At 59.9% G+C, this 14,337-nt stretch carries 12 protein-coding genes; 5 read left to right on the forward strand and 7 right to left on the reverse strand.

Going from position 1 to position 14,337, the window contains the following annotated elements:
* Positions 1-206: 206 nt before the first annotated feature.
* Positions 207-1,649: a gamma-aminobutyraldehyde dehydrogenase gene (locus NW829_RS07585; protein ID WP_414344852.1), complete on the reverse strand. Its 1,443-nt coding sequence runs from the start codon at positions 1,647-1,649 to the stop codon at positions 207-209.
* Between the two features lie 318 nt (positions 1,650-1,967).
* On the opposite strand from NW829_RS07585, the gene NW829_RS07590 reads away from it, so the two are divergent.
* From NW829_RS07590 to NW829_RS07600, 3 genes are all read left to right on the forward strand, one after another.
* Entirely contained in the window at positions 1,968-2,108 is a 141-nt protein-coding gene (locus tag NW829_RS07590) for a hypothetical protein (RefSeq protein ID WP_414384465.1), read from the forward strand.
* Positions 2,109-2,542: 434 nt separating this feature from the next.
* Positions 2,543-3,841 (forward strand): efflux RND transporter periplasmic adaptor subunit, encoded by a 1,299-nt coding sequence (locus NW829_RS07595; RefSeq protein WP_011432359.1) that lies wholly within the window; start codon positions 2,543-2,545, stop codon positions 3,839-3,841.
* 63 nt (positions 3,842-3,904) lie between these two features.
* The gene (locus NW829_RS07600) at positions 3,905-7,114 is read left to right on the forward strand and encodes an efflux RND transporter permease subunit (RefSeq protein ID WP_414416796.1); all 3,210 of its coding nucleotides are present in this window, start codon (positions 3,905-3,907) and stop codon (positions 7,112-7,114) included.
* Between the two features lie 63 nt (positions 7,115-7,177).
* Here NW829_RS07600 and NW829_RS07605 read toward each other — a convergent pair whose 3' ends face one another.
* The 4 genes from NW829_RS07605 to NW829_RS07620 all read right to left on the reverse strand — a co-directional run bounded on the left by NW829_RS07605 (position 7,178) and on the right by NW829_RS07620 (position 9,536).
* Positions 7,178-7,435 carry a DUF2949 domain-containing protein gene (locus NW829_RS07605; RefSeq protein WP_414355602.1) on the reverse strand — a complete coding sequence of 86 codons (258 nt, stop codon included), beginning with the start codon at positions 7,433-7,435 and terminating at the stop codon, positions 7,178-7,180.
* A gap of 195 nt (positions 7,436-7,630) precedes the next feature.
* The gene (locus NW829_RS07610) at positions 7,631-8,425 is read right to left on the reverse strand and encodes a hypothetical protein (RefSeq protein ID WP_414390040.1); all 795 of its coding nucleotides are present in this window, start codon (positions 8,423-8,425) and stop codon (positions 7,631-7,633) included.
* An 84-nt stretch (positions 8,426-8,509) separates the two neighbouring features.
* The gene (locus tag NW829_RS07615) at positions 8,510-9,277 is read right to left on the reverse strand and encodes a low-complexity tail membrane protein (RefSeq protein ID WP_414412988.1); all 768 of its coding nucleotides are present in this window, start codon (positions 9,275-9,277) and stop codon (positions 8,510-8,512) included.
* A 34-nt stretch (positions 9,278-9,311) separates the two neighbouring features.
* Complete coding sequence (locus NW829_RS07620) at positions 9,312-9,536, reverse strand: NAD(P)H dehydrogenase subunit NdhS (RefSeq protein WP_414412989.1); 225 nt, start codon at positions 9,534-9,536, stop codon at positions 9,312-9,314.
* Between the two features lie 215 nt (positions 9,537-9,751).
* Between NW829_RS07620 and NW829_RS07625 the strand changes: the two genes are divergently transcribed.
* The gene (locus NW829_RS07625; protein WP_414412990.1) at positions 9,752-10,342 is read left to right on the forward strand and encodes an FHA domain-containing protein; all 591 of its coding nucleotides are present in this window, start codon (positions 9,752-9,754) and stop codon (positions 10,340-10,342) included.
* 1 nt (position 10,343) lies between these two features.
* Here the strand turns inward: NW829_RS07625 and NW829_RS07630 are convergent, their stop codons facing one another.
* Both NW829_RS07630 and pth read right to left on the reverse strand, forming a co-directional pair.
* Positions 10,344-11,813 carry a cation:proton antiporter gene (locus NW829_RS07630; protein ID WP_414412994.1) on the reverse strand — a complete coding sequence of 490 codons (1,470 nt, stop codon included), beginning with the start codon at positions 11,811-11,813 and terminating at the stop codon, positions 10,344-10,346.
* A gap of 307 nt (positions 11,814-12,120) precedes the next feature.
* Positions 12,121-12,795, reverse strand: a complete 675-nt coding sequence (pth, locus tag NW829_RS07635) for an aminoacyl-tRNA hydrolase (protein WP_414416797.1) — start codon at positions 12,793-12,795, stop codon at positions 12,121-12,123.
* A gap of 215 nt (positions 12,796-13,010) precedes the next feature.
* Here pth and NW829_RS07640 point away from each other — a divergent pair, with 215 nt between their 5' ends.
* Complete coding sequence (locus NW829_RS07640; protein ID WP_414416798.1) at positions 13,011-14,228, forward strand: HD domain-containing phosphohydrolase; 1,218 nt, start codon at positions 13,011-13,013, stop codon at positions 14,226-14,228.
* Positions 14,229-14,337 lie beyond the last annotated feature (109 nt).

A 14,337-nucleotide genomic window follows, 5' to 3' on the forward strand; every position in this document is an offset into this window, starting at 1 on the left:
CGATCGCTTCTTTCCTGAACCATGTTCAGGAGAGTTCAGCGTGAATGTATCAGGTTCCAAACCGGCTCCAGACAGTTCCCCAAGCCCTCTCCCAAGGGGAAGGGGTAGGTCGGAATCAAGGCCACCAATGGCCTACGGCGACTGGGAATACCCCTGGTGAGCCGCCGCTGTTTGGTGGTCATCTTCTGTTCAAAATGGGCATCACTTCAGCGGGTTGCAATCATCACGTGTTTGGTGATTTGGTAGTCGCGCACCGCTTCTGCCGAGAGATCTTTGCCAAATCCCGATTGCTTAAAGCCGCCATGGGGGGCCTCAGAGGCAATGGGAATATGGTCGTTGATCCAGACGGTGCCGAACTCCAGATCGGCGGCCAACCTCATCGCTCGTCCGATGTCTTGAGTCCACACAGAAGCCGCCAGCCCGTATAGGACGTCATTGCCCAAGCGTAGCGCTTCCGCTTCTTCGCGAAACGAGCCGAGCGTGAGAACCGGCCCAAAAACCTCACTCTGTACGATCTCCGCTTTTTGATCGACATTGGCAATCACCGTGGGTTCATAGTAGTAGCCCTGGGCAAGCTGGGAAGGGATCCGACCGCCGGTCAGCACCTTGGCTCCCTCTGCTTTGGCCCGCTCCACAAATCCCATCACCCGCTCCCGCTGGGCTGCTGAGACCAAAGGCCCCATCTCCACTCCCGCCTCGAAAGGGGATCCCACCGTTACTTTGCGCATGGCTTCTACAATGGCCTCTTGCGCCTGCGCCAGCTTGCTCTCGTGCACATAGACGCGGGTGGCTGCCGTACAGTCTTGGCCGGTATTGACGGTGGCAGCAAATGTGGCCTTGGCAGCAACGGTCTCTACGTCCGCATCCTCGAAGACGATAAACGGCGCTTTGCCCCCCAGTTCCAAATGCACCCGCTTCAGGGTATCTGCCGCTGTCCGCATCACCTGCTTGCCGGTGGCGGTAGAGCCGGTAAGGCTGACCATGCGCACCTGGGGGTGCTCCACCAGGGCTTGGCCGGTGGCATTGCCTCCGGTAACGATATTGACTACCCCGGGCGGGATCCCAGCCTCGGCGATCAGTTCCCCCAGCATCAGGGTGGTCAGGGGGGTGGCAGGAGCGGGCTTGAGCACCACCGTACAGCCGGCGGCCAGGGCGGGGCCGATCTTCCAGACGGCCATCATCAGCGGATAGTTCCAGGGGGTAATTTGAGCGCACACCCCCACCGGCTCTTTGCGAAAGAGGGAGGTGTAGCCCTTGGCATATTCCCCGGCGCTAAAGCCATGGATGTCGCGGGCGGCAGCGGCGAAGAAACGCAGATTATCCACCGCAAACGGCAAATCTCCCCCTAAGCTGAGGAACTCGTAGGGCTTGCCGGTGTTTTCCGATTCCACACGAGCCAGTTCTGGGGCACGAGCCTCGATCAGATCTGCCAATTTCCAGAGGGCCAGGGAGCGCTCGCCGGGGGTGAGTTTCGACCAACGGCCATCGTAGAAGGCTGTTTGGGCGGCCTGCACCGCCCGATCCACATCGGCAGGGCTGGCATCCACCACCTCTGCCAGTTTCTCGCCGGTGGCCGGGTTCTCGATGGTCATCAGGCCCCCCCCTTGGCTATCGACCCATTGGCCGTCGATCCAGAGTTTGTAGGCCATAGCGATGTCCTCAACAGCTTGGTGAAATGGCTCTCCCCATTGTGCCGAATCTTTTTGGCTCGGCTTGAATCATAAGCTTCATTCAACTTTGGCAACTTTGGGGTGCAGAGATGGGATCCTTTGGGATTGGGATGGCCCAAACGGCTATTCGCAAAGCGGGCCGTAGACTGTGGCCAACGGCGCACTGGTGAGGATCCCGCATCTGCTAACTAACGGAGGTGCAGGGGCAATCAGTCCTGCACTCTACCCGCAGGGTGAGCACCGGGATACAGGGATCCCCGCCATACCTCTGAGCGAAATCTGTAGTAAAACCTACTTATGCTGGCGGTAACCTACAAGTACCGGATTGATCCAGATGCCTCCCAACAAGCCGCTCGCGGTAGCGGGACGGAGGCCTTGCTGTTGGCGTGGCTGGAGATTGGCCGGCGCGTATACAACTACACTTTGCGGGAAACCTAAGGAGTGGATAGCATCTTGCTCTTGGCCGGTGGACAGGGGTTCCTGGGTGCAGGAGTCCATCCTGTCTGCCGATGCACCGTTCCCTGTGGATTAGACTTGTTTTGCAAGCTGGCAGTAGCCAGGGAGGCTGGGGAAGGGAAGCCACTTGTCCAGTCGTTTTGTCGGGGGTTGTAGACCCAGACAAGTGGCGTGGGGCAGGAATGCCCGACCGCGAGGTAAGGACTCCGTCCTGCTGACGGGAAGGGTGGCCCGCGCTCTATCCACAGGACGAGCGCCGGGAGGATGTCACGCATCCACCCTAGCTATGGATTGGGAAGGATGGCCAGCGCTTTTGCACAGGCGCAGCAGGGCACAGTCTCAGTACCCTGGTTGATTGAGTCAATGCAGAGGTGGGATCCCTCTGTTGGGATAGCCGTTAGGGAGGCAGGTTCACGATGCAACTGCGAACAGCTCTGCCGCTGTTGTGCCTTTCTCTCTTGGTAGCTGCTTGCCGGCCCGGCGGGCCACCTCGCAGCATGGGGGGTGAAGGGGGCGGAGAAGGCCAACCCACACCAGTGGCCGTCGGCAGGGTAGAGGAACAGCAAATCGAAGAGACTTCAGAGTTCATGGCCAGCCTCGGATCCCAGCAGGTGGCCAGTATCCGCCCTCAGGTCAGTGGACAGGTGACCCAGGTGTTCGTGCAGCTGGGATCCCAGGTGGCTGCCGGAGCCCCTCTCTTTGAGATCGACAGCCGGCAGCAACAGGCGGCGGTGGCCGGCCAAACGGCGGGGATTGCCGCAGCCCAAGCCAACCTGGAGAGCGGCCGGGCCGTGCTCAGCCAGTTGCGGGCGGATCGGCTGCGGCTTGAGGCAGCGGCGGAGTTTGCCCGGGAGCAGCACGAGCGCAACCTGCGCCTCTTGGCCGAGGGGGCCATCAGCCAGGCGCAAGCGGATCAATCCAGCCGCGACCTGCGCCAGGCGGAGGCGGCTTTGGCGGCGCAACAGGAGCAGATCCGCGCTCAGGAGGCCGCGATCTTGCGGGCAGAGCGGGAGGTGCAGCGAGCCCAGGCCGAGGCGGAGCGGCAACAGGTGCAACTGCAGTTTTTCCAGGTTACAGCTCCCTTTGCCGGCATTGTGGGGGATGTTTTGGTGCGGCAAGGGGACTACGTGACGCCTCAGACGGTTTTGACCACCTTGACCCAAACCCAGGCGCTGGAGCTCAACCTCAACATCCCGTTGCAGCGGGCCCCCCAGCTGCGCATTGGCACGCCGGTGCAGATCCTGGATAGCCGCGGCGAGGTGATCGGCAGCAGCCAAATCTCTTTCATTGCTCCCGAAGCCAACGCCGCCACGCAATCGGTGCTGGCCAAGGCTCTTCTGGAGAACCCTGCCGGCCAGTTGCGCTCGGCCCAGTTTGTGCGGACTCGGGTCATCTGGGAGGAGCGGCCGGCCTTGCTGGTGCCGGTGACGGCGGTGGCCCGCTTGGGGGCGCAAACCTTTGTCTACACGGTGCAGACAACGGAGCCGCCAGCAGAGGGCATGCCCCCGGGGGCGGTGGCGGTGCAAAGGCCGGTGCAGCTGGGATCCATCTACGGAAACAGCTATGAGGTGCTGGAGGGTTTGGAGGCCAATGAGCCAATTGTGCTGAGCGGCCTGCAGAAAATCCGCGATGGCGCCCCGATTGTCGATGAGGTGCTTTTTCAGCAGAGGATGCAGCCACAAGGGGGAGGGAGACCTCCTGGATCCCCGCCCTAGGTCCTCTCTCTCCGGCGGTTTCCCAACTCAGCTATCCCCTTTCACTCCTCACTGCGCTGGACTATGTTTGTTGACTTTTTCATTCGCCGCCCTGTTTTTGCCAGCGTCTGCTCCATCCTGATCGTGCTGGTGGGGGCGGTGAGCATTCCCCTACTGCCGGTGGACTACTACCCACAGGTGGCGCCGCCAGCGGTGAGGGTGACTGCTGTTTATCCTGGGGCCGACGCCGAGACGGTGGAGACGGCGGTAACCAATGTGCTGGAGCAGGAGATCAACGGCGTCGAGGGTATACGGTCTATCGCCTCGGTGAGCAGCAGCAACGGCACCAGCCAGATCACCGTTACCTTCAGCCCGGATCGGGATCTGGACACGGCGGCTGTGGATGTGCAGAACCGGGTGGCGCGGGCCCAGGGCCGGCTGCCGGCGGAGGTGATCCAAAACGGCATCAGCGTGGAAAAGGCCGGCGACAGCGCCTTTGTGCTGGTGTTGGCGCTGCGCTCAGAGGCGGGGGAATACGACGAGCTGTTTTTGAGCAACTACGCGGAGCTGTTTGTGCGGGATGCTTTGCGGCGCATCCGCGGCGTCAGCGATGTCATCATTTTCGGGGAGCGCACCTATGCCATGCGCATCTGGCTGGATCCGACGCGGCTGGCCAGCTATGGTCTGACAGCTCTGGATGTGGTAAACGCAGTGCGCCAGCAGAATATCCAGGTGCCCGCCGGCCAAATTGGCGGCCAGCCCAGCCCCCCGGATCAGGAGTTTCAGATCAGCGTCCAGGCCACGGGGCGGCTGTCGCAGCCGGAGGAGTTCGCCCAGATCGTTCTCAAGGCCAACGCCGATGGCAGCTTGGTGCGCATTGCCGATGTGGGCCGGGTAGAGCTGGGGGCCCAAAGCTACGATACGTTCTTCCGCATCGGGGGGCAGGAGGCGGTGGGGATCGCCATCACCCAACAACCGGATGCCAACGCCCTAGAGGTGTCGCGGCAGGTGCGGCAGACGTTGGCGCAGCTGGCGGAGAGTTTTCCGCCCGGCTTGATCTACGAGATCCCTTTCGACGCCACCCTGTTCATTACCGAGTCGGTGCAGGAGGTGATTTTTACCCTGCTGCAGGCTATTGCCCTGGTGGTGCTGGTACTGTTCATCTTTTTGCAAGATTGGCGCGTCACCCTCATTCCCACCGTTACAATTCCGGTGGCGCTGCTGGGGACCTTCGCCTTTGTGCGCCTGTTTGGCTTTTCCATCAACACTTTGACTCTGTTCGGCCTCACCCTGGCCACCGGTCTGGTGGTGGACGACACCATTGTGGTGGTGGAGAATATCTCCCGCTACATCCGAGACCGCGGCATGCGGCCTCTGCAGGGGGCCTCGGCGGGGATGAACGAGGTGTTGGGGGCGGTGATCGCCACGACGCTGGTGCTGCTGGGGCTATTTGTGCCTGTTGCTTTCTTTCCTGGCACCAGCGGTCGCATCTACCAGCAGTTTGCCGTCACCATTGCCGTGTCGGTTTCGCTGTCCACGTTTAATGCCATTACCTTGGCTCCGGCTTTGTCGGCGCTGCTAATTCGCCCCCGCTCAGAGCAGATGTTTTGGCTGCTGCGCTGGTTTGACCGCGCCGTGGAAGGGATCCGAGCGGCCTACTGCCGCCTGCTGGAGCTGGTGGTGAAGCTGCGGCTGTTGGTGGTGACGGGGTTTATTGCCTGTTTGGGCCTCACCTACTGGCTGTTCCAAATTGTGCCGACGGGGTTTGTGCCGGATGAGGATCAGGGCTTTTTCATCACCATTGTCCAGGGGCCGCCGGGGGTTTCCCTCAACTATACCGACAGGGTGATCCGGCAGGCCGCCGCTATTTTGGAGGGGATCCCTGAGATCGAAAATCGGGTGATCGTGGGGGGGTTCAGCTTTACCGGGCCCTCGCCGGGGAATGGGCTGATCTTTGCCACCCTCAAGCCCTGGGAAGAGCGGCGGCAACCGGAGCAATCGGCGCAAGCGATTGTCAACCGGCTATTTGGGCCTTTTTTGGGCGGGATCAGCCGCGCATTGGTGATCCCGATCCTGCCGCCGGCCATTCCCAATTTGGGGGTTGCGGGCGGGTTTACTTTCCAGCTTCAGGATCGGGGGGTGAACGATTTCAACCTCTTGGAGCAGACGGCCAACACCCTGTTTTTTGTGGGCAACTCGCCGCCCCCGCCGGGCCAACCCCCCTTGGGCTTGCGGATTAACCCGCCCACCTTCAACGCCAATTCGCCGCAGCTAGAAGTACAGGTGGATCGGGAGATGGCCCAGTTGTTGGGGATCCCTCTGTTGGATGTCTTCGGCACGCTGCAGACGCTGCTGGGGGGCACCTACGTCAATGATTTCGACCTGTTCAACCGCAACTACCGGGTCTATGTGCAGGCGGATCAAGCATTCCGAGGTAACCCGGAAAGCATCGGCCAGTTCTACGTGCGGGGTGGGCAGGGGCAGCTCTTGCCGTTGAGCACCCTGGTTCAGGTGGAGGAGACCACCAGCCCGGCCATCATCAACCACTTCAACCTCTTCCGCTCGGTGGAAATTCAGGGCAGCGCCCTGCCGGGCTTTAGCTCAGGGCAAGCGATTCGGGCTATGGAAACTCTAGCCGCCCAGTTGTTGCCGCAGGGGTTTGGCTTCGAGTGGTCGGGCCTGTCGCTGGAAGAAATCGATTCGGGAGGACAGGCGCCGCTGATCTTTGCTTTGGGCTCGGTGTTCGTCTTCCTGGTGCTGGCGGCGCAATTTGAGAGCTGTGTGGATCCCTTGATCATTTTGTTGGCGGTGCCGCTGGCGGTTCTTGGGGCTCTTTTGGCGCAACTGCTGCGGGGCTTGACCAACGACGTCTTCTGCCAAGTCGGGTTGGTGATGTTGATCGGGCTGGCCAGCAAAAACTCCATCTTGATTGTGGAGTTTGCCAACCAGTTGGTTGCCCAAGGGATCCCACTGCTCAAAGCTGCCACCCAAGCAGCCGAGACGCGCTTCCGCGCCATTCTGATGACCGCCCTGAGCACTATCCTGGGCATTTTCCCGCTGGCAGTGGCCAGCGGGGCCGGGGCCGCCAGCCGTCAGTCTCTGGGCACGGCGGTGATCGGCGGCATGTTCGTCTCGACAATGCTCAGTTTGCTGGTGGTGCCGGTGCTCTATGTCGTGATCAAGGGGATCCAGGTGCGAATTTTGGGGGGATCCCCTTCGCCTGTGGATCTGGCGCATCTGCCCCCACCGGAGGATCCCAAGGATCTGCTGCCTGGTGGCGACAGCGTTGGGTAGCAAGAGGGATCTGCTTGCTTCTTCTCTTCTGGCGGAAAAGCGAGTGGGGGAAGGGGGCACCTTTCATCCACCGAGGGCCCTGTCTTCGAGCAGTTCGAGCTCGGCTCCGCCGGGCATTTTCTCCCAGAACTGAGCCAGGTGTTGCAGGCCCACAAAGCCCAACTGCCAGAGGATCAAGGCTAGAGGGCCGTGCTGCTGCCGTTGGATCTTCAGGGCCAGAGCCAGTTGTTTGGGCTTGAGGAGCTGTTGCTGCTCAGCAAACTGGCAGAACTGTCGATCCCATTGGCTAAGGGCTTGTAAATCCGGCAGGGTCGGTTCCATAGGTTTGGCCGGGCAGGAAACCCATCGAATTGAATATTGAATCTCGAGGCTCGGGATCCCCAGTGGAGATCCTGCGGATCCCTTGCAACAGGTTTCTTCCAGGGTACGTGAGCGCCCAGGCATCCCCAAGGCCGGTTAGGGCAGAGAGCACTGAGCTTTGTCGCAAAGCTGGCTTATAGATCCTGGCAGGATAGTCTATCCCCAGGGGTCGTCGTCGAAAGGACTATCTGACCAATAGCCACTCTGCTGGGGTGGAGGGGGCTGTTGGGGAAGGGGCGGCGTGTAAGCAGGAGGCGGTGTTGGGATGGGGGTGGGTTTTTCCAGATCCTCAAGTCGAGGCAGGTCGGCGGGCTTGGGCTCGACACCAAGGCTTCTCAGCTTGGCTTGCGTTTCTTGCACTTGCGCATTGAGCTCTTCCAGGTAGGCGCGGTAGTGGTTGGCAGCTTCCAGGTACTGCTTGGCTTTCTTTTCGTTTTCCCGGACGACCGCCTCCAGTTCTTTGGTGCGAACGGTGTAATCGGCCTCTTGATTGGTGAGGTTTTCGATGGCTTGGTTGAGTACAGCCCGCCGTCGCTCCAGTTGGGCTACAATTTCCGACAACTGTCGTTCTCGCTCGCTAAGGCTGCGTTCCCGGTTTTGAGTTTGTTCCAGTTGAAAGCTGGCCTGGCTGAGCTGCTCTCGCAAATACATCACCTGGGGCTCCGTCTCGTTGCGTTCCTGTTGCAACTCAAAGACCCGCGCTTCCAAGTGATCTTTTTCCTGCTGCAACACTTCCCGCTCGTTCAAAAGACGGGTGTAGAGCTGGTTGAGAAAGTCCACCTCCATCACCACTTGGCTAAGCTGAGTGGCGTATTCCCCAACCAAAGCCAACTCCCGAGCGAGGTTTTGGGTTTCACTGGTGGCTTGATCGGTGAAAAACTGGGGAAGTTGGGTGGTTTCTCTGAGGCGTTGGGTAAATTGCTTGAAGCGGAAAGAAAAGTTGCTCGCCATTGCCGGTGCGGTAGCCTCGAAGATCAGGGGAATGCCGATGGTTGGATTTCACAGGGCTTGGATTGCTTCCAATCTAACATTGTGCTACAGCTTTTGCGGAAGCTTGCCTTGGGTGGGATCGGGGGGAGTTTCAGGGGCCGGCATGGCAACTTCCCCAGAGGGATCCCGCTTCTCGGATTCCGGCTGGGGGTTTTCTGTCGCTCTGTTTTTAACCTTGTCTTTTTGGTCTTTCGAGGTGCCTTCTGAATCCTGGCCGGAGATGCGGTGCAGCAGCCGTTGCAGGAGTGGGCTGCGGCGATTGCCGAGGACGGAGAAGCGGCTTTCGATCTCCTCGACGGGGACGGGATCCATTTGGGCCAGCTCCGGCTCGCTGAGGAGGAGTACCCGTATCGTTGCAATGGGGATCTGCAAGAATAGGTTGGATCCCCAAAATCCAAAGGCAGCTATGGCTAGGCCTGCCAGACGGGTGCCGTTGCCAGGGGTGAGCGGGGCAAAGAGGGGGGCAAAGTCGTAGAGGCGCTCACCGACTTCCAGCATCAGGATTGCCGCCAACAGCGTCAAGATCTTGTGTTCGGGGCTGAGGAAGGCGGCCAAGATGCGGCGCTGCTCGAGGGTGAGTTCTTCTGGGGGGACAGAGGCCACCCACACGCTAAAGATGTCAAACGGTTTGCGCCACTGCATAGCAAAGACCGGCCCAATGCCCACCACGGCCACCCAAGCCTGCTCCGCCCCCACCGGCAGGAGGGGATCCCCTGTGGCCAGCCCGATCAGGGTCAGCCCCACCCACAAGGGGAAGAGGAGGATGCCGGCGGCATGGATCCAGAGGAAAGGTTCCTGCCAATGGCTGCGCATGGGGAGATGCCAAAAGGGACAGGGGAGAGCAGGGCTAGGGGCGGGATTTGTCCACCACTTCCAATTCTGTGAGGCGGAAGGTGACTAATTTGTCCCAGTTGCCGCCTTCAAAGAGGACAGCGGCATGGTTGTCGGTAACCCGCTGTACCTGTCCCTCGAAGCAGTAGTAGGTGTCGTTGGGGTTGATGACCCGGACGGCAACGCCGGGGTGGATCGGGGGAAGGGCTTCGAGGAGGGTTGGGGTTGGAGTCGTGTTCACGTTTCAGCTATCCTCTTTTTTTGCAGAAGCTCTGCCTTACTATTATGGGGGAAAGCCCCTCTCTTGCCGAGTCTCCCCCTCGTTGACCTTCTCCCCACAGCGGTTCACCGAGGGTTGGGCAATGGGCTGAGGTGTGGCTTCCAGCCCGCTAACACGAAAGGGGCCTGCACTGCGACTTCGACGGTCAACCCAGCTCCCCCTCAAGGCCCCAGACCATGGCTACCGGCGCACAGTCTTCCCCCTCCCAAATCTGGCATGTGTTGGTGATCGATGATGAGCAGGGACGGCGGGCTGTGGCCCTCAGCGCTGCCACCTATTCCATCGGCAGGGATCCCAGCAATGCGATTGTCATCGATTCGGCGGCGGTTTCCCGGCAACACGCGCTGCTGCTGCGGCTACCCCAAAAAGATGGCCAGTATACCTACCGGCTGCTGGACGGCAATATCGAGGGCAAGCGCAGCACCAACGGCGTCTCGGTGAATGGGCAGAGATGTTTGAGCTGGGATCTCAAGGATGGGGATCAGATCCTGTTGGGGAATCAGGTGCGGATGCAGTACTGCATTCGCCAGTTGTCAGACGAAGATTTTCAGCGGTATCTCCAGTCTGTAAGCTTTCGCAGCGTGAAGGCGGAGGTGGTGGATCGGCGCTCCACAACCATGCAGCGGTTTGATCCGCCCTCGATGCAGGCAATTTTGCCCCAAGAGGAGACGACGGAGAAGATTGAAGGCGTGAGGCCCCGACGTCGCCATCCGCTGCGGCTGCTGTTGCAGACGCTCTGGGGGCGTTTGAGGGGGAAGCTGAGATAACTTAACCCTCGGGGATGCCCACCCGTTCTGAGTCTGGGAGCGATGACGCGGTCTCGTCGGCGCCGCCTTTGCGCTCTTGCTCTGACGCTTCTGCCTGCAAGTCCAGGAGGGAGGGGGGGGAGTTGGCTTCCTCGATCAATACTCCCCGCAGCCAGAGGGGAGCGACAAAGGTGGTGGCAATCACCATGACGATGATGCTGACATCGAGGGCATCGGAGAGAACCCCACTGGCGGCCCCCACACCGGCAAACACCAGGCCCACCTCACCCCGGGGAATCATGCCCACTCCGATGGCGTAGCGGTTGATGCCCGGCTTGCCAAAGGCCCCCAAGCCCGCTGCTAGCTTGCCCACAATGGCAACTCCGATCAAGAAGACGGCAATGATCAGCCCCTCTCGGTTGACGGGGAGGGTGGGGTTGAGTACGGCAAGGTTGGTTTTGGCCCCAACGCAGACGAAGAAGATGGGCACCAGTAGGTCGGAAATGGGCTTGATCTGTTCTTCCAGCTCTTGCCGTTTCTCGGTTTCGGCCAAGATTAAGCCAGCGGCAAAGGCGCCCAAAATCGCTTCTAGATGAATGATTTGCCCTACATAAGCCAGCAGAAAGGCCAGCACAAGGGCGGGCAGAAGGGGGTTACCTCGGGTCTTCAGGCTGTTGAGAAGGGCAACAAAGTAGGGGCTGAGAAGGCGCCCCAAAACAATGGAGCCGACCAAGAAGACGATGGCACTGAGGATGATGATGCCAATATCGGAAAGGTTGACTTCTCCGTTTTTGGCCAAGCCCGCCACCACGGCCAAGATGATGATGCCCAACACGTCATCCAAGACGGCGGCACCGATGATCACCTGTCCTTCTGGGGAGGTGAGTTTTTGCAGCTCGGCCAAGACGCGGGCGGTGATGCCGATGCTGGTTGCTGTGAGGGCAGCGCCGGCAAATATGGCGGGGATAACGGGCACATGAAACAGGTAGAGCAAGCCCAGGGTTCCGGCCAGGAAAGGCACAGCGACCCCGATGACGGCTACGGCTGCGGCTTGAGGGCCGACCCGCAACAGCTCGGCCAGATCCGACTCGAGGCCGATTTCAAACAAAAGGACGATCACCCCGATCTCGGAGAGGATGTCGATGATCTGGCTTTGGGAGGAAAACACCTGCACCAGGGATCCCTCGTCGAGTCCGGCAGTGGCTTGCAGAAATTGCATCAGTGCTGAGGATTGAGCCAAGGTGTGCAGCTCTTGGCCGGAAACTTGTCCTTCTGGGAAGACAAGCAACCCCAGAGCGGAGGCCCCTACCGCGACGCCCCCCAGCAATTCTCCCAGCACCGGCGGAAAGCCGAGGCGAACGGCGATTTCTCCGGCAATACGGCTGGCCAGATAGATGACCACCAGAGCCATCAGCACCGCCGCCAAGATCAGGGGTAAAAGATTGGCAGCCCCTTCCGGTTCAAGGGGGGCAGCGGCTTCAACAGCAAGCAACACTGAATCTAGGTTGTTCAACAGCAAGATCTCACCCTCAAATGATGAACAGCTTTTTGTCTCGGGCCGGCCCTGGTGGGAACGCTGCCGTTCCCATTCCTTTCGCCCTTCTGCTGGAAGACTGTTACAGAAGCTAACCTCCCTTGGGAACTGTTGGCAACGCCCAGGTAGGCACTCTTATACTCCAGATAATTGATACTTATCTGGAGTATTGTCTCCACAGACGTTCCCATGAGCAGGACGAAGCCCTTACCACTTCCTCTCCTGGAAAACCCCTCAGAACCGGCAATCCAGGACAAGCTGCTCCTCAGGAGGAAGCCTCGCCTTGGCCCGGTGCAGGATTGGATCCATCCGGATCGGACGGTGGCCCAGACAGATCCAGAGGATTAAACCGGTTCATGGCCGTCATCAGTCCCTCTTGCCAGCAGCACTCCACGGCCTCTACCGCCACATCCAACACCCGCTCCAGCACCTCTTGTTCTGCAGGGGCGAATCCACCCAACACATGCCCGACCACATCTTGGCTGCCCCTGGGTTTGCCCACCCCCAAACGCAGCCGCGGAAACCCTTCGCTCCCCAAGTGCTGAATGATGGACTTCATGCCGTTGTGCCCACCGGCAGAACCGGATCCCCGCAGGCGCAGACGACCCAGCGGCAGATCCATATCGTCGTACACCACCAGCACAGAGGCGAGATCTAACTTGTACCAATCCAGCACCGCCCGCACCGATTGGCCGGAACGGTTCATGTAGGTTTCCGGCTTGAGCAAGCGTCGCTTTCCTCCCAGGGCAAACCCTTCTCCGTAGCTACCTTGGAATCGCTTCTCCAAAACCAACGGGATCCCCCAGCGCTGCGCCAGCCGATCCACCACCATAAAGCCGCAATTGTGGCGGGTATTGGCGTATTGAGGGCCGGGATTGCCCAGGCCCACAACGAGCTGCAGGGAAATCTCATCGGTTCCCTTGGGCTTGACCTGGGTCACAGCGCTTCTCGCCTCCTCGAGCTAAAGTAAGGCATCGCTGCTTTGAGTGGTGTTGGCGTGTTTTTGGGCTGCTGGTCGCCCCGAAGGTGTCAGATACCCAGCCGGACTGAGTCGGGACAGCGGTGAGGATCCCTGGGGGCAAATGGCTCGCCGCCCATGACTCTGCCATTGTTTATTGTCAACGCTCATTGTGAACGCTTCTGACCAACCCTGCTATGAGCCTGCCCACCCCCTTCGGTCTTCACCCCAGCACAACCGAATTCGATGCCTCGGATGCCCTGCGCCTCAGCCAGCGTCTGATTCAGGTGGGGATCGCCCTCTCCTCAGAAACGGATCTGCAGCGGCTGCTGGAGTTGATTGTTGCTCAAGCCCGAGAACTGACCCACTGTGATGGGGCCAGCCTTTTTGTCCGAGAGGGGGAGGAACTGCGCTTTTTCGTGGTCAACCGCCATGAGGAGCTGCGGGATCTGCGCCTGCCCCTCAGCCCTTCCAGCATTGTGGGCTATGTGGTGCTCACCGGGGAGAGCCTGAATCTGCCAGATGTCTACCACCTGCCCGCCGACCGGCCCTATGCCTTTAACCCACAGGTGGATCAGCAAACCGGCTATCGCACCCGCTCCTTGCTCACTGTGCCCATGCGGGATCCCTCAGGAAAGATCCTCGGCGCCCTACAACTGTTGAACCGCCTAAAGCCGGATCACCCCACCCCCCTAGCTCCTGACCAAGTGGCCGAGTGGAGCCAACCTTTTTCTGAGCTGGAAGTTAGCGTGGCAGAAGCCTTGGCCTCCCAGGCGGCGGTTGCCTATCAAAACGTCCAATTGCGGGAAGAGCTCAAATCTGCCCACTTCGAGACCATCTTCTGTCTGTCTCTGGCCGCAGAATACCGGGATCAAGATACCTCCTTTCACCTGAAGCGGATGAGCAACTACTCTCGCATCATCGCCAAGCACTTGGGCCTATCCAGCCATGAGCAAGAGCTGATCTTCTACGCCAGTCCCATGCACGATGTGGGCAAAATCGGGATCCCCGATGCCATCTTGCAAAAGCCGGGGCGCCTGACCCCAGAAGAACGGCAGATCATGAACCGTCACCCTGAGATTGGTTATGAGATCCTCAGCAAGTCCGACTCCGAGCTGATGCAAAAGAGCGCCATCATCGCCCTTACCCACCACGAGAAGTTCGACGGCAGTGGGTATCCGCGCGGCCTCAAAGGAGAAGGGATCCCTCTAGAAGGGCGAATTGTGGCCTTAGCCGATGTATTCGATGCCTTGGCCAGCCGTCGCCCCTACAAAGAAGCCTGGGCTTTGAATGAGGTCTTTCAGTTTGTAGAAGACAACAGCGGCAGCCATTTCGACCCGCAAGTGGTGGCCGCCTTTAACCGAGGACGCAGCGAAATTCTGGAAATCTACCACCGCTATCAAGAAACCCGCTAAATCCAGCTCCAGATCAATCAGGGATCCAAGATACCAACCCAGAACATTCAGCTCCAAAGGGATCCGTCCCAGCAAACCGCAAAGAAGGGATCCCAGGCCATCCTTTCCG

Source organism: Synechococcus sp. R55.8 (assembly GCF_047461895.1).
GTDB lineage: Bacteria > Cyanobacteriota > Cyanobacteriia > Thermostichales > Thermostichaceae > Thermostichus.

Coding starts and splice junctions, on each gene's coding strand:
- NW829_RS07585 (WP_414344852.1), bottom strand. CDS start 1,649: ATGGCCTACAAACTCTGGATCGACGGCCAATGGGTCGATAGCCAAGGG.
- NW829_RS07590 (WP_414384465.1), top strand. CDS start 1,968: ATGCTGGCGGTAACCTACAAGTACCGGATTGATCCAGATGCCTCCCAA.
- NW829_RS07595 (WP_011432359.1), top strand. CDS start 2,543: ATGCAACTGCGAACAGCTCTGCCGCTGTTGTGCCTTTCTCTCTTGGTA.
- NW829_RS07600 (WP_414416796.1), top strand. CDS start 3,905: ATGTTTGTTGACTTTTTCATTCGCCGCCCTGTTTTTGCCAGCGTCTGC.
- NW829_RS07605 (WP_414355602.1), bottom strand. CDS start 7,435: ATGGAACCGACCCTGCCGGATTTACAAGCCCTTAGCCAATGGGATCGA.
- NW829_RS07610 (WP_414390040.1), bottom strand. CDS start 8,425: ATGGCGAGCAACTTTTCTTTCCGCTTCAAGCAATTTACCCAACGCCTC.
- NW829_RS07615 (WP_414412988.1), bottom strand. CDS start 9,277: ATGCGCAGCCATTGGCAGGAACCTTTCCTCTGGATCCATGCCGCCGGC.
- NW829_RS07625 (WP_414412990.1), top strand. CDS start 9,752: ATGGCTACCGGCGCACAGTCTTCCCCCTCCCAAATCTGGCATGTGTTG.
- NW829_RS07640 (WP_414416798.1), top strand. CDS start 13,011: ATGAGCCTGCCCACCCCCTTCGGTCTTCACCCCAGCACAACCGAATTC.